16 protein-coding genes, 1 other RNA gene and 1 CRISPR repeat array are annotated in these 20,550 nt (G+C 57.0%); of the genes, 10 read left to right on the forward strand and 7 right to left on the reverse strand.

All coding sequences use genetic code 11. The features are described 5' to 3' along the window. The first annotated feature begins 254 nt into the window (after nt 1–254). A complete protein-coding gene (locus C816_RS18510) occupies nt 255–1,382 on the forward strand; it encodes an IS3 family transposase (RefSeq protein WP_016323939.1) in 1,128 nt (375 codons plus the stop codon). A 62-nt stretch (nt 1,383–1,444) separates the two neighbouring features. Here C816_RS18510 and ssrA read toward each other — a convergent pair. From ssrA to C816_RS18535, 6 genes are all read right to left on the reverse strand, one after another. Continuing rightward, nucleotides 1,445–1,807, reverse strand: a transfer-messenger RNA (tmRNA) gene (gene ssrA, locus C816_RS23090). Nucleotides 1,808–2,082: 275 nt separating this feature from the next. Then, entirely contained in the window at nt 2,083–2,841 is a 759-nt protein-coding gene (locus tag C816_RS18515) for an SDR family NAD(P)-dependent oxidoreductase (protein ID WP_016323940.1), read from the reverse strand. A gap of 49 nt (nt 2,842–2,890) precedes the next feature. Then, a complete protein-coding gene (locus tag C816_RS18520) occupies nt 2,891–3,418 on the reverse strand; it encodes a peptidylprolyl isomerase (RefSeq protein WP_016323941.1) in 528 nt (175 codons plus the stop codon). Nucleotides 3,419–3,546: 128 nt separating this feature from the next. Next, complete coding sequence (locus C816_RS18525; protein ID WP_016323942.1) at nt 3,547–4,392, reverse strand: hypothetical protein; 846 nt, start codon at nt 4,390–4,392, stop codon at nt 3,547–3,549. Next, the gene (gene smpB, locus C816_RS18530; protein WP_016323943.1) at nt 4,389–4,847 is read right to left on the reverse strand and encodes an SsrA-binding protein SmpB; all 459 of its coding nucleotides are present in this window, start codon (nt 4,845–4,847) and stop codon (nt 4,389–4,391) included. Before smpB ends, C816_RS18525 begins: the two co-directional genes overlap by 4 nt. 80 nt (nt 4,848–4,927) lie before the next feature. Further along, nucleotides 4,928–5,548 carry a recombinase family protein gene (locus C816_RS18535; protein ID WP_016323944.1) on the reverse strand — a complete coding sequence of 207 codons (621 nt, stop codon included), beginning with the start codon at nt 5,546–5,548 and terminating at the stop codon, nt 4,928–4,930. 355 nt (nt 5,549–5,903) lie between these two features. Here C816_RS18535 and C816_RS18540 point away from each other — a divergent pair, with 355 nt between their 5' ends. Next, nucleotides 5,904–6,524: a lysozyme gene (locus C816_RS18540; protein ID WP_016323945.1), complete on the forward strand. Its 621-nt coding sequence runs from the start codon at nt 5,904–5,906 to the stop codon at nt 6,522–6,524. 206 nt (nt 6,525–6,730) lie between these two features. Here the strand turns inward: C816_RS18540 and C816_RS18545 are convergent, their stop codons facing one another. Beyond that, the gene (locus C816_RS18545; protein ID WP_016323946.1) at nt 6,731–10,237 is read right to left on the reverse strand and encodes an S-layer homology domain-containing protein; all 3,507 of its coding nucleotides are present in this window, start codon (nt 10,235–10,237) and stop codon (nt 6,731–6,733) included. Between the two features lie 544 nt (nt 10,238–10,781). Here C816_RS18545 and C816_RS18550 point away from each other — a divergent pair. From C816_RS18550 to cas2, 8 genes are all read left to right on the forward strand, one after another. Next, complete coding sequence (locus tag C816_RS18550) at nt 10,782–11,234, forward strand: COG2426 family protein (protein ID WP_016323947.1); 453 nt, start codon at nt 10,782–10,784, stop codon at nt 11,232–11,234. Between the two features lie 421 nt (nt 11,235–11,655). Beyond that, complete coding sequence (locus C816_RS18555; protein WP_016323948.1) at nt 11,656–14,031, forward strand: CRISPR-associated helicase/endonuclease Cas3; 2,376 nt, start codon at nt 11,656–11,658, stop codon at nt 14,029–14,031. A 2-nt stretch (nt 14,032–14,033) separates the two neighbouring features. After that, nucleotides 14,034–14,762 carry a type I-C CRISPR-associated protein Cas5c gene (cas5c, locus tag C816_RS18560; protein WP_016323949.1) on the forward strand — a complete coding sequence of 243 codons (729 nt, stop codon included), beginning with the start codon at nt 14,034–14,036 and terminating at the stop codon, nt 14,760–14,762. Then, nucleotides 14,762–16,534 (forward strand): type I-C CRISPR-associated protein Cas8c/Csd1, encoded by a 1,773-nt coding sequence (cas8c, locus tag C816_RS18565; RefSeq protein WP_016323950.1) that lies wholly within the window; start codon nt 14,762–14,764, stop codon nt 16,532–16,534. Before cas5c ends, cas8c begins: the two co-directional genes overlap by 1 nt. 16 nt (nt 16,535–16,550) lie before the next feature. Continuing rightward, on the forward strand, nt 16,551–17,402 hold the full coding sequence (cas7c, locus tag C816_RS18570; protein WP_016323951.1) for a type I-C CRISPR-associated protein Cas7/Csd2: 852 nt from the start codon (nt 16,551–16,553) through the stop codon (nt 17,400–17,402). Then, entirely contained in the window at nt 17,392–18,054 is a 663-nt protein-coding gene (gene cas4 / locus C816_RS18575; protein ID WP_016323952.1) for a CRISPR-associated protein Cas4, read from the forward strand. Before cas7c ends, cas4 begins: the two co-directional genes overlap by 11 nt. Then, nucleotides 18,051–19,082 carry a type I-C CRISPR-associated endonuclease Cas1c gene (gene cas1c, locus C816_RS18580; RefSeq protein WP_016323953.1) on the forward strand — a complete coding sequence of 344 codons (1,032 nt, stop codon included), beginning with the start codon at nt 18,051–18,053 and terminating at the stop codon, nt 19,080–19,082. Before cas4 ends, cas1c begins: the two co-directional genes overlap by 4 nt. Before the next feature lie 4 nt (nt 19,083–19,086). Then, nucleotides 19,087–19,377 carry a CRISPR-associated endonuclease Cas2 gene (gene cas2, locus C816_RS18585; protein WP_016323954.1) on the forward strand — a complete coding sequence of 97 codons (291 nt, stop codon included), beginning with the start codon at nt 19,087–19,089 and terminating at the stop codon, nt 19,375–19,377. Nucleotides 19,378–19,545: 168 nt separating this feature from the next. Then, a CRISPR array of direct repeats spans nt 19,546–20,517; the repeat unit is 33 nt; unit sequence GTCGCCCCCCATGCGGGGGGCGTGGATTGAAAT. Nucleotides 20,518–20,550 lie beyond the last annotated feature (33 nt).

The raw sequence follows: 20,550 nt of genomic DNA on the forward strand, positions 1-20,550 counted from the left end.
GGCAGGATGCCCAGGGCAAAACGAAATAAACCGATAAAACAGCGGAGGCCAAGGCTTTTATACCTTGACCTCCGCTGTTCGTTTCGACATCAGAGCCACACCATGACGGCGAAGCCGACTTTGAAATAATGGTGTTCGTCCAATGTCCATCTGGAGCACATGCCCATTTTCGAACCCCAAATTGCGGAAGTAAAAATGACGTACCTTGTGGTATAATCGCAGTATATCATAAATTCAACAACAGGAGCGAGAGCATGGCGAAACGATATACAGACGATTTCAAGTTTCAAGCAGTACAGCAGTATCAAAATGGCGCATCAGCTACTGCGCTTTGTCAGCAGTTGGGTATTGCCCGCAGCACGCTATTCCTGTGGGTCAAACAGCACGCTCAAAATAAAACTGACCGTATTTCAAGAGAACAATATTTACTGCAAAAAGAAGTGGAACGGCTCCGAGCAGAAAATGCGATTTTCAAATCCTGCGGCTGTTCCCCAACATCTCCATTGGCAGTTCGGCTTGCGGCGATCTGTGCCCATAAGGACGAATTCAGTATCCACGAACTCTGCCGCACTTTGTCTGTACGGCGTTCTACATACTACTATCACACATTGCGTGCTCCCGAGCAAACCCAACTGCAAAAGGAGGATGCCCACCTGAAACCTGTCATCTCCCAAATTTTTGAAAAAAGCGGCAGGCGATTCGGTGTACGAAGAATTCGGACAAAGTTACTGGAACTTGGATATACAATTAGCGAACGCAGGACATCCCGCCTGATGAAAGAATTAGGGCTTTCATCAAAAGGGGTAAGACCGCATTTGAATTCAGCGAATGACTGCCAATACCAGTATTATCCCAACAAACTCAAACGTCAGTTTCTGACCGATACGCCAAATAAGGTGTGGGTCAGCGATATTACCTACGCTAAAGTCGGCATGGATTTTGTGTATCTGTGTGTCATCATAGATTTATACTCCCGCAAAGTAATCAGTTACACAGTATCAGAAAATATGGATACCGCTTTGGTGATTGATACATTTCAACAAGCATTTCTGCTTCGAGGATGCCCAGCCGGAGTCCTGTTCCATAGCGACCAGGGAACACAATATACCTCGTTTCAGTTCCGAAAGCTGTTAAGACAAAATGGCGTCACACAATCTTTTTCTGCGCCTGGTTCACCTCACGACAATGCGGTTGCGGAATCCTTTTTCGCCTCAATTAAAAAAGAAGATTTCCGCCGCAACTATTATCCGACGTTAGATCAATTTCAGGCAGCTGTAGATGCGTATATTGAATTTTATAATGATTATCGTCCACACCAGCGCCTTGGTCAGCTTACGCCAAACCAAGCGGAGGCGGAGTATCACGCCGCAAAGAGGATATAAGAAAATGCCTACAGAAACAAGCAGTCCGAAAAGACTGTCCAGTTTACTGTAGGCATTCCATTTGGTGGAGGTGGGGGGAGTTGAACCCCCGTCCGAAAGCACTTTAACGGGATGTTCTCCGGGCGCAGACGATTATTGCGGAAGTCTTCCTTCCTGTTCCCCTTCCAGACGGCAAACCGTCACGCCGTCAGGTCAGGTGAGCTTCATGATGTGTGGCACGGGCAAAGCTTACCGTACGCACATTTACCGCTAAACGACGCCCTTCCCGGCTCGCGGTCCTTCCGGGTCGGACGGCCGCCTTTAATTAGGCAGCAACAGCAACAGTGTTGTTGTTATTTGATTTATAAATTGCCCGTTTTATGGCGGTCAGGCGCCGCCGCCCGCTGATCCCGCCTCCATACCCCCGTCGAAACCGGTACACCCCCTCGTCGGGGCAAAATCCGCTTCACTCCGCTCCCGCCTTACGGCGAAAACTGCGCTCCGCTCCTTTGCCCCTCCTCTTCCCGCGCGGCTTGCTCCTCTGGACTCACGCGGGAGACCGCCGAGGCAAGAGTATCTCCTCTTTTTAGGATTTGCATCAAAGCGGAGAGGCACGGGCTTGAGATTGGTATCTATGAGGTACTGCGGGAAACTGCTACTTGAAATCGTAACACATTTCTCTGTCGAAATGTGTTACGATTCCGTGACATTTTCATTTTTGTCAGGTTTTCGCAAATTTTACCATCAGTTTTACCGGCATGACCTTGGCCAGCAGGCGGTAGAACTTGTAGAAAAGCCTGGGCGTGTAGATGGTGCGGCCCTCTTTGGCGGCCCGCAGGGCACCCGCCGCTACCCGGACCTGATCGCAGTAGGGCAGCAGCTCAAACATCTTCGAGTTGCCTGCGATGTTTCCGGCCTTCAGGAACTCCGTGGCCATGGGGCCGGGGCACACCGCCGTAACGGTGATGCCCTGCGGGCGCAGCTCCTCCGCCGCGCCCACGGTGTAGGCGGAGACATAAGCCTTGGAGGCGGAGTAGACCGTCATGCGGGGATTGGGGCAGAAGGCGGCGATGGAGGATACGTTCAAAATCCGCCCGCCTCCGGGCATGTAGGGCACCGCCATGTTGGTGACGGCGGTGAGGGCCCGCAGGTTCAGATCCACCATGCGGGTCTGGGAGGCGGTGTCCGCCTCGCCAATGCGGCCCAGGTAGCCGCAGCCGGCGTTGTTTACCAGCAGGCACACCTCCGGCCGGTCTTCCGCCAGCTTCTCCTGAAGCCGCACAAAGCTCATGGGGTCGCACAGGTCCATATCCAGGCAGACGGCCTCCTTTCCGGGCAGGGACTCCGCCAGCTTCGTCAGGCGGTCCGCCCGGCGGGCGATCAGCCAGCAGCACTCAATCTCGGGAAACACATCCCACAGCTGCCGGACGATCTCCCGGCCCAGACCCGCGGACGCTCCGGTGATGATAGCGGTTTTCATAAAGCGCCTCCTCTATGAATCATTGAATGGTTCGGATGGATGGAGACCCTCAGTGGGTCTCGGGAGCGGGGTACTCCACGCCGTGGGTGCCCACCTTGACGGACTGGATGACCACCGGCTTTTTGGGCTTGTCGTCCATCATGTTCCGGGGCACCCGGGAGATGGCGACGGCGTGGTCCGTACCGTCGATGATCTGGCCGAAGGCGGCGTACTGGCCGTCCAAATGGGGGGCCGGGGCCACCATGATGAAGAACTGGCTCCCGGCGGAATTGGGGGCCATGGTGCGGGCCATGGACAGCACGCCGGTGGTGTGGGCCAGGTCGTTCTGGGCAAATCCGTTGCCGGAGAACTCCCCATCGATCTCGTAGCCGGGACCGCCCGTGCCGGTGCCATCGGGGCAGCCGCCCTGGATCATGAAGCCGGGGATCACCCGGTGAAAGGTCAGGCCGTCATAAAAGCCCTTGCCGGCCAGAGAGATGAAGTTGTTCACCGTGTTAGGGGCCTTTTCCGGGTACAGCTCGGCGGTCATAACCTTGCCGTCCTCCATGGTGATGGTGACAATGGGATGGTTGGACATATCGTTTTATTCCTTTCTGGGCGCTCACAGTTTGGGGAGCGCGGTCTGATGTAGTCAACGCGCAAGGACGCCGCCCCTTCGGCAGGGCCGACTGGTCCGCCGGCTGAATATCCGCGGTCTGCGGCTCTTCAAATGCGCTGGCGATAGATGACATTGTGGTCCGTCAGGAAGTCCATAAACTGGGGGCCAAAATCGTCCCGCATACTGAACTTCGCCAAGGTTTTGCCCTTCTTGTCATACAAGATGTAACACTCGTCGGAGCGATGGAAGCAAAAGCCGCCCACATCCTCCGGGCGCAGCTCCCGGAAGCAGCCAAAGGTGATGATCCGCATCCGGTCTCCCTCCACGGCGAGGACGGGCGGAAAGAGCTGCCCCTTCGCCAGCGCCAGAACCCAGGGACCGGCGATCAGAATGATAATGACCGCCAGCAGAATGTCCAGGCTCCACGCCGCCCGGGAGCCGCTGAGAATCGCCACGGCGGGAAAGCCGAAGAGGAACAGCAGCAGCCCCAGGCCCAGCCCCAGGGCGATCCACACCCCGATGGGCTCGGTCCGCCGGAGCTGGAGCGTGAAACGGGGGCCGAACGCCTTTTCCATATCCGTGTGGCGGATGGTCTCGTCGTTTTCCTCCGGGCCCGCGGGAACAGGCTCCAGAGGCTGGCCGTCGGGGCGGTAAAAGGGCACGCCCTGACTGCGCAGGTACTGGAGGAAGACCTGCCCGTTTTTCTCCCCTGTGGTAAAGCGGCAGAGGGTCTCGCCCTGCGCGTCAAACAGCACGTTTTCAAAGCTTCTGCCCCTGGGGCGGCGGACGGTGAGGCCCGCCGCCTGCCGGATGAAAAAGGTCCGTCCCTTCCGCAGCGGAGGCTCCACACGGACAACGGGACCCTGGACAATAATCACCCGTCCCCCGCCTCCCTCGTTTACCTTGAAGGAGGCGGGAACCGTCAGTCCAGCGCCGGTGCAGGCCGCCATCATCGGGACTTCATGGCCCGCTCCATCTCCCGCTTGGCGTCCCGCTGGGCGGCGGCGTCCCGCTTGTCGTAGTTCTTCTTGCCCTTGCACAGACCGATCTCCACCTTAACCCGCGCGTCCTTGAAGTACACGGACAGGGGCACCAGGGTGTAGCCGTCCTGCTTGACAAGGGCGTGGAGCTTGCGGATCTCCCGGCGGTGCATCAGCAGCCGCCGGACACGGATGGGGTCCTTGTTGAAGATGTTGCCCTTCTCATAGGGGGAGATGTGCATTCCGTGGACGAACAGCTCCCCATCCTTCACGGTGCAGTAGGCGTCCTTCAGGTTCAGCGTGCCGGCCCGGATGGACTTGACCTCCGTGCCCGCCAGCTCGATGCCGGCCTCGTATTTCTCCTCCACATAGTAGTCGTGGAAGGCCTTGCGGTTCTGCGCCGCGGTCTTGATCCCCTTTTTTTCCATGGGACTCACCTCTTTCGCCGGGGGTGCCGAATCAAAGTATACCACATTCCCTAAGAATATACCACATTTTTCCCCGGGCTTCAAGTGTGATCTTGCCGCTTTGCGCTTTCATAAATTCGGGCCCGGTAGCGGAAGGTGGACAGGGGCATTCCGCACTCCCTGGCCGCCGCCACGCCGGTGATGTCGCCGGTCCTCCAGCGCTGATAGACGCTGTGGTAATTCTCCGGCAGGGCCCTGGGCGGCCTGCCGAAGCGGACGCCTCTGGCTCTGGCCGCCTCAATGCCCTCCGCCTGCCGCTGGCGGATATTGGTGCGTTCGCTCTCCGCCACAAAGGACAGGATTTGCAGCACCAGATCGGCGATGAAAGTCCCCATCAGATCCTTTCCGCTGCGGGTATCCAGCAAAGGCATATCAATAACGCAGATGTCCACGCCGATTTCCTTGGTCAAAACCCGCCACTGGTTCTGGATCTCCTCATAGTCCCGCCCCAGCCGGTCGATGCTCAGAACGTACAGCAGGTCCCCCGTTCTCAGTCGCCGCACCAGCTTTTTGTACTGCGGCCGGTTGAAGTCCTTGCCGGACTGCTTGTCCATGTAGATGTTCTCCTTGGGCACCGCCCTTTTTCGCAGCGCGATCCGCTGCCGGTCCTCGTTCTGGTCCGTGCTGGATACCCGGATGTATCCGTAGGTGTTTTCCCCCATGGAAGCTCCTCCGTTTTTTATTTATCCTTAAAATGGGCTCTGTATTCGCAGTCTCCGAACGCTGTCCACCGGCACAGTTCTCCGTCCATATGGTACGTCCCCGTTACAAATACAGGTCCTTATTTTACAATTTTACAGGATAAAAGCGGTTGTTGTCCCGTTTTTTACCTCAAATTCTCCGCAAAAAATAAACCGGCCCGGTGACGAGCCCACAGAAGCGCGGGCGCCGGGCACCGGGAAGAGAGCTTCCGCATAGGCTGGAAGGACACCTGATTTTCAAGGAGGTATGCCGGATGTGTGACTGGAAGCAGCTGAGCGGAGAGAGAAAGCGTCCCTCTCCGCCGGAGACGGCATAATGGGGCGGCCTGTCGGAGAGGCGGGCCTCGCCCTCATCAAGCAGTTTGAGGGATGCCGCCTGACGGCGTACAGAGCCGTCCCAACGGAAAAATACTGGACCATCGGCTGGGGGCACTACGGCCCCGATGTGGAGGAGAACCAGACCATCAGCCAAGCGGAAGCGGACCGTCTGCTGCTGGCGGACTGTCAGCGGTTCGCCGACGCGGTAGACGATCCGAAAAACTGCCCGCCGACGGAGGAGCTCAACGACAATCAGCGGGATGCGCTGATCTCGTTTACCTTCAACTGCGGCGTGGGACGCCTGAAAACACTGTGCAAAGGCCGCGGCCTGCCGGAGATCCGGGACGCCATGGCCCTGTACAACCGGGGCGGCGGCAAGAAGCTGCCGGGCCTTGTCCGCCGCCGGGCGGCGGAACAGGCGCTGTTTGACACGCCGGTCTCCGGGCAGACGGCGGACAACGCTCCCGCTCCCGCCCACCGGGAGGGCGTGGCCTGGTGCGTGGAGCATGGCATCCTCACTGGGGACGCCGACGGGGACCTGATGCTCACCCAGCCCGTGACCCGCCAGCAGCTTTGCACCATGCTGTACCGTTTTGCGAAGCTGGCAGACATGGTCTGAGTTTCTGGTTCGTGGTCTCCCAAATTTTACCCCCGACATTCCGGCAGGGCGAAGTAAATCCAGTCGCGGGTCTTATTCTGCGGGGGTTTAATCAGCTTTGCCTTGGGCAGGGGTGCTCAAAAGGAAACCGGCCCCCGGACTTTCGTCCGGGGGCCGGTTTTGTGTCTCTCTAACTCGAGGTTAGATGCTTGTGGGGAATCTGTCGATCAGTGCACGATAGAGACAGCAGCAACCACATTGCCGCAGGTCAGTCTCCACTGAGAAGCGGGATTCAGAACGCCCACATAGTGTCTGTCAGTGTAGTTCGCGGTAGTAGCCTTGACATTCCACTCGTCGTAGACAATCCAGCCGTTGGCGCCCAGAACCTCAAGCACCATTTTGTAGGTCTGGCCGCTTGCGCTGCCAACCAGCTGATAGGTCAGCTTGCCGGTGCCGTAGGTACCCGTGGGAGCAGCAGCGTAATACCGAGCACTGTAATCATAGCCGGGATTGCTGTAACCCAGGTGCCGATAGGTGTCGCCATAATCTCTCGCGGGAGTATCGTCGTTCCAGAAGCCGTCGCCAGCAACATCAATCGCGGTCAGTCTGCCGGAGCCGGGAACCGGACGGCTGCCAGTCACCAACTCAGTGTAGTTGATGAACACAACCCAAGTGGCAGCGCCGCTGCCGTTGATGGCAGCCACGATCTCGCCGTTGTACTGCAGGCCGTCAGTCGTCTCATCCGCATCAGCCAGGCCGGAGATCGCGGAAGCGACAGTGTTGTACTCGGTCTTCTCCCAAGAGCCATTCTCCTTCTGGATGACCAGCGCCTTAGCGTCGGAGGTCAGAGCCAGGCCCTCATCGTGGCGGTCAGCGGTAACGTACATGGTACGGCCGCGGAGCATCACAGTGTCGGGAGCGGAGTCATAGTTGTGGGTCACACCGCCAAAAGCCCAGGTGAGGCCCTTGGTGTAGGTGGAATTCAGGACGTTCATACGGTAGACCTTGGCGTCATCCAGGTTCATCTTGGTGTAGCCGTCGATGCCAGTAGCAGTATTATCCTGAATGCTCTTGCCGCCCAGGTAGTAGTTGTAGATGTCCTTCTCGACAACGTTCTTGATGTCAACGACGTTCTCGTCAGCGTCAAAGCGCAACTCCACAATACCATCGTACCGGTTGTAGTCGGTCACACCATTGGTACCAATACCAGAGCTGTGGGTGTTCTTGGCATACTCGGTGTCCACAGCGCCCTGCAGAGTGCCGTACTTATCCTTAACGGTCAGGGTCTTCTTCTCGCCGTTAACGAAGGCGTCGAACTCCCAATAGTGGGCGTCCTCGGCGGAGTCATAGCGCTCGCTCTTCACGTCGCTCAGGACGTAGGCGATGGTGGCGTTGCCGCCCTTAGCCTCGCCGGTGGTCACAGCGCCGATGATGTAGCCGTTGCGGTCATACACGGTGTAGATCTGAGCCTCTTCGATGGCGCTGGTGACGTCAATCTCCAGCTCCACGTCCTGCACGCCGCTGAACACATCGTTCACCTCGGTGATGGCGCGGGTGCCGTCGTCGGTGTCAACGTCGTCCAGGCCGACAGTGATGAACACGGAGTCATCGTTGCCGTAAGCGCGGACATTGTTGTTGTCAACGTAGGTCTTGCAGAAAGGAGCGTGGCTGTCGGGATTGGGATGGCCGCAGGTAGCGAGACTGGCATCCCAGCCGCCAACAGTGCCAGCAGTGGCGCTGTAGGGATAATTGGTGCTCACCAGAACGTTGTCCTTCAGGGACACGTTGGCGGTCTTAATGGTGACCTTGCCGTCGGTGGCATCAGCCACACCATACTTCGTAGCGGTCATACGGACAGCGGGAGTCAGGGTGTACACGCCGCTCTTGTTGGTGCTGTAAGTGAACCAGCGGTTCAGACGGTAGCTACCCTCGTCGCCGGGGAAGTTCGTATTGGTCCACTTGATGAAGTACTCTCTGCCGGTCTCGCTGGCCTTGATGCGGTCGATGTTCTTGTTGGTCTCGGTGACATTGACCTTGATGGTGTCCATAGTGCCGTCCAGGAAGATGGCGGCGGCGTTAGCGGTGCTGATGGACAGGTTACTGGTGGGACGGTCAAAGCCGGTGATGAACACGTAGTTCTTCGCGCCGTCGTCCAGCTCCACAGCGATCACGTAGCCATAGGGATCCATGAACACGTTGTAGGTGTGGTCGGGCAGCAGGGTGGCGTTGTACTCGTCCAGAGCGTCGTCGCTATAAAACGCCATACGGGCGGACTTGTACTCCGTGCCGTTGGTGGTCAGCTTGTCAATGACCTTCTTGTCGGACTTGGAGAACTTGGTGATGGTGGTCTTGTCGAGGACCTCGGGGTCAGTCAGGGAGACCACGTCGCCCTTGTTGTTCTCCTTGAAGGAGATGTTGACCAGGAAGTAATCCTCGTCCTGCACGTCGACAACAGAGGGAACGTCCTCAACGTCAACATTCCAGCCGGCCTTAACGGTAGTCTTGGTGCTAGGGGTCCAGCCGTAGTAAACGTCGATGGGAGCGTACTCCTTGTTCTCCTGATAATCGCCGGTGGCACGGCCCAGCCAGGTGTCGATGGACACGATGGTGAGCTCGTTGCGCTCGTCACGGCCAATGCCCTTCTCCAGGAAGACCTGGGTCAGAACGCCGTTGGCGGAGACGCCGAAGTCATCGGTGTTGGAGCGGACAATGTCGGACTGCTCGCAGTCGCCAATGCCAGTGATGGCAAAGTTGTTGACAGAGGTGAACTCATCGGGCTCCAGACCGTCGACATAATAGGTCATGTCGCTGTCGCGGAGGGTGGTGGCGCCCAGCAGGTCATACAGGTCGCGGCCGGTCACGCCGGAGGTATACTCCTCAACCAGCAGCTCCCAATTGACATAGGTGCCGATCTCTTCCTTGTCATACAGCCAGGTGTAAGAAGGACGCATGAACTCGTCGGTATCAGCCTTCTTCTCCAGCTTGTTGAAGTACTCCTCGGCGAACTGGATGATGTCATCCTCGCGGATGTTGTTCACCCGGGTCTGCTGAGTGCTCCACTCCTTGGCGTGAGCGCCGCCGGAGGACAGGGTGACCTCGGTGCCGTTGATGGTGGTAGTCAGCCGCTGACTATACTCAACCAGGTCGGCCTGCAGGGTATTGAAGGCATACAGGCAGGCCTCCTCGCGGGTCACGGCCTTGATGCCGTTGAACTCGCCCTCGAGGCCCTTGTTCAGGCCGATGCCGATGGCCTGCTTGGCCACGTTGATGGACCAGTTGGAGCCAACGTAGCTCTCCAGGGTGGCGTCATAGCCCAGGGCGCCCAGCAGCATCTTCATGAAAGCATAGCCGGTCAGGGTGTTGCCGGGGCGGAAAGCGCCGTCAGCGTAGCCGCTGATGATGCCCTTGCTCTGGCAGTAGGCGATGTAGCCGGCGAACTCGCCGTTGGCGGGAACGTCCCGATAGGGGGCGGTATCCGCGTGCAGCTCGGCGGCGGTGGTGGGACCCAGGATCAGGTTGCAGATGATCTTCGCAGCAGCCTGACGGGTCAGGGTGTTGGCGGGCTTGAACTCGCCGTCGGCATAACCGTCGACAATGCCCACCTCGGACACCACGGCGACGGCTTCATCATAGGTGATGACGTCGTTGTCCGTGAAGTCCTTGGCCCCGGCGCTGATGGTGACCAGGGACATAACCATAACCAGCGCCATGACCATAGAAAGGAACTTCTTCATGGTGGATCTTCCTCCTTTTTTATTTGCCGTACGACCCAGGGGGGCCGGCCGGCAGTGAAGTTCTTGAACGCCCTCGGAGGATCTCCCTTCACACGGTATACATACCGCGGCTAGCCTGAGCTGTATCTATACCGGGCTGCCGGGGGGTCTTCCTCGTTTGTTCATTTCGCATGATAACAGACGGAAAAGCAAAATGCAATAGATTTCGATTGCTTGTAATCTAACTGTAACATTGAAGAAAAGTGGGCTTTCTTCTCTTCTCTGGAAAAATATGCGCCATTTCCGGAAAAAAAGTTTCGCGTTTGCACGATGCGGCGAAATATGCGGGGTATTTCCAGCGCCGCCCTTTCTTTTTCACGATCATACCACGCCAAGCGGAAATGCATTATATATAATAAGTATCTGTAATGCAATCGTAACGAAGCTCCGCAGGGACAGAAAAGCGCTTCCGACCGCAAAAGATCTGGAGAGACAGTTGCGCCGTGCCGCCAGATATGTTACAATTGCGCGGCAAACTATAAGCGCAAGCGAGGGAGAAAACGATTTGAAGACTCTTCTTTTAACATTTTTTATGGCGATGGTGCCGGTGGTGGAGCTGCGGGGGGCCATCCCCTTCGGCGTGGCCGCCGGACTGCACCCTCTGGCGGCCATGGGGGCGGCGATTTTGGGCAATCTGTTCCCCGTGCCGCTTATTCTGCTGCTGCTCCGGCATGTCTTTCGCTGGCTGCGGCATTTTCCCAGGCTGAGCACATTGATCGACCAATTAGAGCGCCGGGCGCATCTGAAAGGCCGCAAAGTGCGGAAGTACCGGACATTGGGCCTGGTGCTGCTGGTTGCCGTTCCTCTTCCGGGAACCGGCGCGTGGACTGGGGCGCTGGTGGCGGATGTGCTGGACATCCGGATGCGGACAGCCCTGCCGGCTGTTACCTTGGGCGTAGTCATCGCCGGCGTGATGGTAACCGCTATGACCTGCGGCGTGGCAGGAATGATCGGATAGCGTCAGTAAAAATGCGAAGCTTTTTGGCGCGCGGAGTTCTCCGCTCCCAGGCCGCACCCTCTTTCGCTCCTATTTGCTTTTCGGCGGCTCGTACACAGTTTGAAGATACTGTATTCCTGCCCGGCGGCGTATAGAAAGATGCAGCTCTGCAAGCGAGAGCCGTTCCCCGAAATTTAGGCCATGTTTGAAAAATGGCGGAATGCCCAACGGCGAGAGATATTTTCGCCAATCAAGGCAAATTTTCGCAGGCGGGCTGACGCCCGGCAAGAAAATTTAACGCAGAGTGGCAGATCAAGATCCACCGTTTGGGCGTTTTGTCTTTTTTCAAACATGGCCTAAGCGCAAATAGGTTGTTTTTTGTTTAGATTGTAAACTCGAATACTGTTCCCGATTGCTGTACGAAAGGAGATGTGAATGTAAAATGGAGAACTATCTGGCTCACATCAGAAGAGACCGGCAGCCCATGGAGGTCCAAACAGTCAGCGAGCACTGCCGCAGCACCGCAAAGTATGCCGCGCAGGCCTTGGAGGCGGTATCGCTCTCCTCTTGCGGGCATTTGGCCGGACTGCTTCATGATATGGGAAAGTACACTGCGAGCTTTCAAAATTATCTGGTCAACCAAATCGGACAAAGGGGAAGCGTGAATCACACCTTTGCCGGTGTACATCTGCTGTTGGAACGGTTTTTCAGCGAGGACGCCGAAGACTTTTCCAGTGTTGCCAGCGAAGTTCTGGCCCTGGCGGTTGGCGGGCATCACGGCCTATTCGACTGTATAGATGACCGGCAAAAAAGCGGTTTTCAACACCGTCTGGTCAAGGAAGGCACCGGTTATGAAGAGGCAGTCGAAAATTTCTTCCGCTTTTGCATCAGCCAAGAAGAGCTTGACCAGCGGTTCCAGGCGGCCCAACAGGAACTGACACCTGTGCTGGAACGAATCCTCGCTATGACCAGCGAAGACAATACGTACTTTGACGATGAAACGTCCTTTTACTCCGGTCTGCTCGCCCGGCTGCTGCTCTCCGCAGTCATCGAGGGGGATCGTCGGGATACAGCGATCTTTATGACGGGATCTGAGTTTCCTCCGGCCCGAAACAAGGAAGATCTGGAACAGCTGTGGTCTGCCCTTCTGTCACGGACCGAAGAAAAACTGGAGGCGCTCCCGCGGGAGACTCCAATCGGTCAGGCCCGGCAGACCATTTCCGACCGGTGCAAGCAGGCCGCGGAACAGCCCGGCGGCGTGTTCCGTCTGAATGTGCCCACGGGCGGCGGCAAGACCCTGTCCAGTCTGCGGTTCGCCTTGGCGCATGCGCACCGGCACCGGAAACAGCGCATGATCTTCACATCGCCATTGCTCAGCATCCTGGATCAGAACGCAAAAGAGATCAGGACATACATTCAGGATGACAGTCTCATCCTGGAGCACCACTCCAATCTGCTCCAAACGGAGGAGGATGGACAGCAGTTAGATGAACGGGAACTCCTGACCGAAACCTGGGAAAGCCCTATTATCATTACCACTTTGGTCCAGCTCCTGAACACCCTGTTCTCCGGAAAGACGGCTGCTATCAGGCGCTTCCACTCTCTATGTGACAGTATCATCGTAATTGACGAGGTACAGACCGTACCTAGTAAAATGCTCTCGTTGTTCTCGTTGGCCGTCAATTTTCTGGCGGAAATCTGCGGAGCAACCGTAGTCCTCTGCTCCGCGACCCAACCTTGTACAGAACAAATTGAACACCCGCTCCACAATCCGATCCCTGAAATCGTGCCCTATGAGCCTGCGCTGTGGGAGGTTTTTCGCCGGACGGACATCCGGGATGCCAGAACAATGTCGCTGGAGCAGATTGCAGATTTTGCGCTGAACAAGCTGGAGCACGCAGACAGCCTGCTGGTCGTCTGCAACAAAAAGCGTCAGGCAGAGCAGCTGTACAATCTGTTGAACGGTCAGAATTTCGCGCTCTTTTCCCTCTCCGCTTCCATGTGCATAGCCCACCGCCGGGATACCTTGGACAAGCTCCGAAACGCGCTGACCCGGTGCGCGCAGAAAGTTGTCTGTGTCTCCACTCAGGTGATTGAAGCCGGCGTGGATATATCCTTCGCTTGTGTGATACGCCTTGCCGCCGGGATGGACAGCGTTGTGCAGGCGGCCGGGCGGTGCAACCGCAGCGGCGAGGCCGGTCCGGGCGTTCTGGCTCCGGTTTATTTGGTTCGGTGTCAAAACGAATCACTTGCACAGCTTCCAGATATCAGAAAAGGTCAGGGCGCAACTCAGGAGCTTTTAAGTGAATTCGCGGCTCATCCGGAGTTGTATCACAACAGTCTGGACTCAGCCGAGGCAATTCAGTACTACTACCGCGCCCTATACCGCAGAGAGGACAAGGGCCACCATGATTACTGCATAAAAGACCGTCCGTCCCTGCTCTCCCTCCTGTCTCGAAACGAATCCTGCACAGCCGATCCGCCCTACTATTTCCGGCAGGCATTCCGGACGGCCGGGTCACTGTTCCAGGTGTTTGAGGAGAACACGACCGACGTGATCGTTCCCTACGGGGAGGGGGCGGCGCTGATTCAAAATCTCAACAGCGAAAGGGCGGAACATGATCCGATTTATTTGAAAACACTGCTGGAACAGGCAAAGCCCTATACCGTTTCCCTGTACCAGTACCAGATCGACCGTCTCACCGCGGAGCACAGCCTCATCCCGCTCCAGGGAGGAGCGTTGGGGCTCAACGGACACTATCTCGCGGAAACCGGCTTTTCTATGGACGAATCCAACCTTGATTTTCTGGGGGTGTGAACATGCAGTATCCAAACATTGTAGAGTTCCAGGTCACGGGGGACTACGCCCTCTTCTCCGACCCCATCATGCGGGTAGGCGGGGAGAAGTGCAGCTACCAGGTGCCTACCTATGAGGCGCTGAAGGGGATTCTGTCCTCTGTTTATTGGAAGCCCACGCTGATCTGGTACATCGACGCAGTCCGGATGATGAACCAGATTCAGACTGAGGTAAAGGGTATCCGGCCGATTCATTACCAGGACAGCAAAAACGACTTGTCCTACTACACCTATTTGAAAAACTGCCGCTATCAGGTGCGGGCTCATTTTGAATGGAACGAAAACCGTCCGGAGCTGGCCCAGGACCGCAATGAAAATAAACACCACAATATCGCCAGGCGGATGATCAAAACGGGCGGCCGCCGGGATATTTTCCTGGGCGCCAGGGAATGCCAGGGCTATGTGGAGCCCTGCGTCTTCGGCGAGGGACCGGGGGCCTACGACAAACTGCCCGAGCTGAGCTTTGGGCTGATGTACCACGGCATTACCTATGCCGACGAGGCCTATTCTCCCGAAACCAAGGGGAAAATGACCGCCCGGTTCTGGTATCCCACCATGAAGCAGGGAGTCATCACCTTCCCCCGCCCGGAGGACTGCCCGCTCACAAAGCCCCTGCGGGAGATGGAGATAAAACTTTTTGGGGAGGACTTCGGGAATTTCTCCGGTCTGCGGGAATTTGGGGAGGTGACGTGATGGGATTGCTGCAAAAGGCCTGTGAAACCTATGACGTCATGGCCTACCGGGCCGGAATTGTGTATGACGGCGAAAACGTTCCGCTGGCTCCTGTCTCCCACATCATGGCGCGGGCACAGATCGAGATTACGCTGGACCAGGATGGCAGGTTTGTCTCTGCCCGGACCACAGCGAAGGAGGAACCCAAGATCATCATCCCAGTAACGGAGGAATCGGCGGGCAGGACCAGCGCTCCCTGTGCGCATCCTCTGTGTGACCAACTGGGGTATGTGTCCCCGTATGACGCCAAAAAGCACGCGCTCTATGTGGATGCGCTGTCAGACTGGACCAGCTCGGAGCATTCGCACCCCAAATTGCAGCCTATCCTAACCTATGTGTGCGGGGGCACAATTCTGTCCGATTTGTCAGGGTCCGGCACTCTTTCCTTGACTGCGGAGGGCGGTCCAAAAGATGAGAAGTGGATGGTCTGCTGGATTGTCAACGGCCTGGGTGAGGAATGGAGCGGCCCATGCTGGACAGACCAAACACTTATGAAGGCATTTATCAGCTACAGCCGCGCAAAACGGACCGACACACGGTCTGCTCTGTGCATGGTTTCCGGCACAGTGGAGCCGCCGGCCGGCCAACATCCAAAGGGCATCATCCCCATCAACGGGAACGCGAAACTGATCTCCGCCAATGACTCCAGCGGGTTTACCTTTCGGGGCCGCTTTGACCAGGACTGGCAGGCTGCGACGGTGAGTTATACCGCCTCCCAAAAGGCCCACAGCGCCCTGCGGTGGCTGGTAGCGAACCAAAGCGTTCCCTTTGGCGGACGAACCTTTCTGTGCTGGAATCCCAAGGGCGTACAAGTCCCCAAGGTAACAGGTCCTATGGGCCGCAGGAGCGGAGGCACGCAGCGGGCGGCCAATCCCACTCAGTACCGTCAACAGTTGAAGGAGTCGCTTTCCGGCTGGAAAGCCGACCTGCCGCAGTCGGCGGAGGTGGTCATCACCGCGTTCGACGCGGCTACCACGGGCCGGCTGGCGGTCACCTACTACAACGAACTGCTGGCCTCTGATTTTCTGGACCGGCTCCATGACTGGGAGGCTTCCTGCTGCTGGGAGAACGGCCCCTATGGGATTCAGTCGCCCTCCCTGTTCCAGATCGTCAGCCAGGCCTTCGGAACCCCCCGAAACGGAAAAGCGGAACTCGACGACCGCATTTTGGCCCAGCAAATGCAGCGGTTGGTGGCCTGCCGGGTGGACAAAACGCGATTCCCGCTGGATATCGAGCGGGCACTGGTGGAAAAAGCCTCCCATCTTCTGCTCTACGAGGGAGAAAACCGGCAAAAGCTGCTGTTCACGGCCTGCGCGGCCATTCGAAAATATCACTATGACCATTTGAAGGAGGAGTGGGATATGGCATTGGATAAAAACTGTTCCGACCGCAGCTACCTGTTTGGCCGGCTGCTGGCCATTGCGGACGCGGTGGAAAACAGCACTTACACCAGCGAGGACCGGCGGGAGACAAACGCGCTTCGGATGCAAAAGGCCTTTTCCCTGCGGCCTATGGCAACCTGGCGGCTGCTGGAGGAAAAGCTGGTGCCCTATTACAAGCAGCTCAGCCCCGGTCTGTGCCAGTACTATCGAAAGCTGGTTCAGGAGATCACGGATAAGCTCTCTGTTTCAGACCGTGATCTAAATCAAAAATTGGATGATATCTACTTATTAGGATACTACCATCAACGGGCTTACCGTACCGAAAAGGACGGCAAGCCAGCCGAAGCGTAAAAAGGAGGACGAATCAATGGGCATTTTACAAAATAAGATTGACTTTGTGGCCTTTGTGACCGTTACTATGGCCAATCCCAACGGCGACCCCCTCAACGGGAACAGCCCCCGCACCGACTACAGCGGTCTGGGGGAAATGAGCGATGTGTGTATCAAGCGCAAGCTGCGCAACCGAATGCAGGATTTGGGACAGGCGGTGTTTGTCCAGTCCGCCGACCGGTGTGACGACGGATACGGCAGCCTCAGCGAGCGGGCCTCCGCTGTTCTAGGCAAGGCAAAGGACTTCAAAGATTCAGAATCTTACGCTCAAAAAGCTTGTGAAACCTGGTTGGATGTACGCTCTTTTGGTCAGGTGTTCGCGTTCAAAGATACCAAGGGCGTTTCCATCGGCGTGCGGGGCCCAGTCTCCATCCATCAGGGAGTTAGCGTCTCTCCGGTGCAGGTGGAGGATATGCAGATCACGAAAAGCGTAAATGGAGAGAGCGGCGATAAGGGACGCTCCTCCGACACTATGGGGATGAAGCACTTTGTACGCTTCGGCCTCTATAAGATCAAAGGCTCTATCAATGTTCAGCTGGCGGAGAAAACCGGCTTCACCGAGGAGGATTCCGAGGTATTGAAAGAGTGCCTGCGCACACTCTTTGTCAACGACGCCTCGTCCGCCCGGCCGGACGGTTCCATGGAGGTGGCCAAGCTCTATTGGTTCCGCCACAACTGCAAGGTTGGACAGTATTCCTCCGCAAAAGTCCACCGCTCTGTCCATGCCGAGTTGAAGGACCCCAGTCAGCTTCCCTCCTGCGCAGAGGATTACCAGATCATCGCGGAGCCTCTGGACGGTTTGGCGCCGGAGATCTTCAATGGGATTTAATGAGGAGGACTGGCTCCAGCTCTCGGGGCTGCAGCACTTTGCCTTCTGCCGCCGCCAGTGGGCGCTGATCCACATAGAAACCCAGTGGGCGGAGAATTTCCGAACGGCGGACGGCCATCTCATGCATGAACACGTTCACGATCAGGAGTTTCGGGAGAGCCGGGGCGACCGCCTGACTGTCAGAGGACTGGCGATCCATTCGGCGGAGCTTGGCATTTCCGGCCAGTGCGACGCGGTGGAATTTCACCGGGACCCGGCCGGCGTTCCGCTGCAAGACCGGGAGGGGTTGTGGCGGCCCTATCCGGTGGAATACAAGCGGGGCAAGCCCAAGGAGCACAGCGCGGACGAGCTGCAGCTCTGCGCCCAGGCCATGTGCCTGGAGGAAATGCTCTGCTGTACCATCCCGGAGGGGGCTCTCTACTATGGCGAGCCCCGCCGCCGGACGACCGTTCGATTTACACCCGAGCTGCGCAAACAAGTCCATGACAGTCTCACAGAGATGCATGAGCTCTATAAAAGACACTATACGCCTAAGGTCAAACCCTCTAAAGCCTGCAATGCCTGCTCATTGAAGGACTTGTGCCTGCCGAAGCTGATGAGCCGTAAAAAGGTTGCGGATTATCTGTCCACCGCTATGGAGGAGCTGGAATGAAACATCTGCTCAACACCCTTTATATCCTGTCGGAGGACATTTACTTGTCTCTGGATGGAGAAAATGTTGTGGCCAACCGGGACAAGCAGACAGCAGCCCGCTATCCTCTGCATACTTTGCAGAACATTATCACATTTTCCTACTCCGGGGCCTCACCCGCCTTAATGGGCGCCTGTGCGGAACGGCAGATTGGATTCGCGTTTTGCACTCCCCGAGGAAAATTCCTGGCAAGGGTATGTGGGGAGGGAAACGGAAACGTCCTGCTTCGCCGGAGTCAATACCGTGCTGCAGACGATGCGGTCCAGTGCTGTCAGATCAGCCGCACCATGATTTTGGGAAAGCTGTTCAACGCCCGCTGGAGTATCGAGCGCACCCGCCGGGACCACGGCCTGCGGGTGGACAGCGAAAAGCTGACTGCCGCTTCCCGGCAGATCCACGGCCTGTTGGCTCAGGTCAAAGAGACCACTGATTTGGAAGAGCTGCGGGGCCTGGAAGGAGTTGGCGCTTCCGCCTACTTCGGAGTTCTTGATGAGATGATCCTCGGAGATAAAGAAGCGTTCTTCTTTCGCGGACGCAGCCGCCGCCCGCCGCTGGATGCGGTCAACGCCATGCTGTCCTTCGCGTACAGCCTCTTGGCCCACGACTGTGCCTCCGCGCTGGAGAGCGTAGGGCTGGATTCCTATGTGGGATTTTTGCACCGGGACCGTCCGGGACGGACCTCTTTAGCCCTGGACCTGATGGAAGAACTGCGCCCCTGTATGGCAGACCGCTTTGTACTGACCCTTATCAACAACCGCCAGGTCAAAGCGTCAGATTTTATATATATGGAGAGCGGTGCGGTGCTTCTGACCGACGAAGGCCGGAGAGCATTTTTGAAAGGCTGGCAGGAAAAGAAGAAGGAGACGCTGACCCACCCCTATCTTGGCGAAAAACTGTCATGGGGAATGATCCCCTATGTCCAGGCACTTCTGCTGGCCCGCTGCCTCCGGGGGGACTTGGACGCTTACCCGCCTTTTTTGTGGAAGTGATATCATGTTGGTTTTGATTACCTACGACGTGAACACAGAGGATACCGCCGGCCGCAAACGTCTGCGGCAGATTGCGAAGCAGTGTGTCAACTATGGCCAGCGTGTGCAGAACTCTGTCTTTGAGTGCCTGCTGGACACGGCTCAGTGCCGCATATTGCAGGCAAAGCTATGCAAGATTATGGATTCCGAGAAGGACAGCCTTCGATTTTATTACTTGGGGAATCGTTATGAGAACAAAATTGAGCATTTTGGAGCAAAGGCTTCTTATGGTCCAGAGGATGTCTTAATGCTTTAGGTGCGAGGTCCAAGTAAACAGAAAAGCGCGGTAGCTTCGCACCAAATTTTTTAGGTAATTTTCACGAGCATACACAGCAGATTCACTGTCGGGAATAACTGCAGGATGATGTTTGTGAAAATCGTATGTTTTTTGTAAAAACGGTCGCATTATTTGGCTGTTTTTGCTGTCGCCCCCCATGCGGGGGGCGTGGATTGAAATCTGCCCTTCCATAGAGGGTAATGATTGTGGGGGTGTCGCCCCCCATGCGGGGGGCGTGGATTGAAATCTGGAGGAGAAGTTTAAGGTGAAGCCAGCCCTAGGGTCGCCCCCCATGCGGGGGGCGTGGATTGAAATGGTTTGTGGCTGATGTCCCTATTGTGGCTGATGTGTCGCCCCCCATGCGGGGGGCGTGGATTGAAATTGGGTCCGATATTCATTGGGGTCTTTGAAAACCGTCGCCCCCCATGCGGGGGGCGTGGATTGAAATGCCTCTCACATCTTGAATGAAAACACTCCGAACGGGTCGCCCCCCATGCGGGGGGCGTGGATTGAAATCCCGGCAATCGTGGAATTAACCCGGACCAGGGTGGTCGCCCCCCATGCGGGGGGCGTGGATTGAAATCCAAGACCATGCAGGACAAGGTGATTGAGGGAAAGTCGCCCCCCATGCGGGGGGCGTGGATTGAAATGGCCTCTCAAGTACTCAATGGCCATGTTGAGCTTGTCGCCCCCCATGCGGGGGGCGTGGATTGAAATGGGGAGCTCTCCCAAAGATAACTCGGCTTAGGGTCGTCGCCCCCCATGCGGGGGGCGTGGATTGAAATTTTCGTTGCTCTTTCCGGAGGTATTTGTCGTCCGAGTCGCCCCCCATGCGGGGGGCGTGGATTGAAATATCCGGAGGACCTTGGCCAAGGGACATGAAGCAGGTCGCCCCCCATGCGGGGGGCGTGGATTGAAATCCAGATGGGGTAACAGCAGCAGCTTTTGAGGAGGGTCGCCCCCCATGCGGGGGGCGTGGATTGAAATATTTCCTTTCTTAGTTGTTTTTTGGTATCCAACGTCGCCCCCCATGCGGGGGGCGTGGATTGAAATGTGAAGACCCGGTCGTCGGCCTTGGCGACGATGGTCGCCCCCCATGCGGGGGGCGTGGATTGAAATTGGAAGGACAAGAAGGTCAAGATCAAGTGGGAC

Origin of the sequence: Oscillibacter sp. 1-3 (assembly GCF_000403435.2) — a bacterium.
GTDB lineage: Bacteria > Bacillota > Clostridia > Oscillospirales > Oscillospiraceae > Oscillibacter.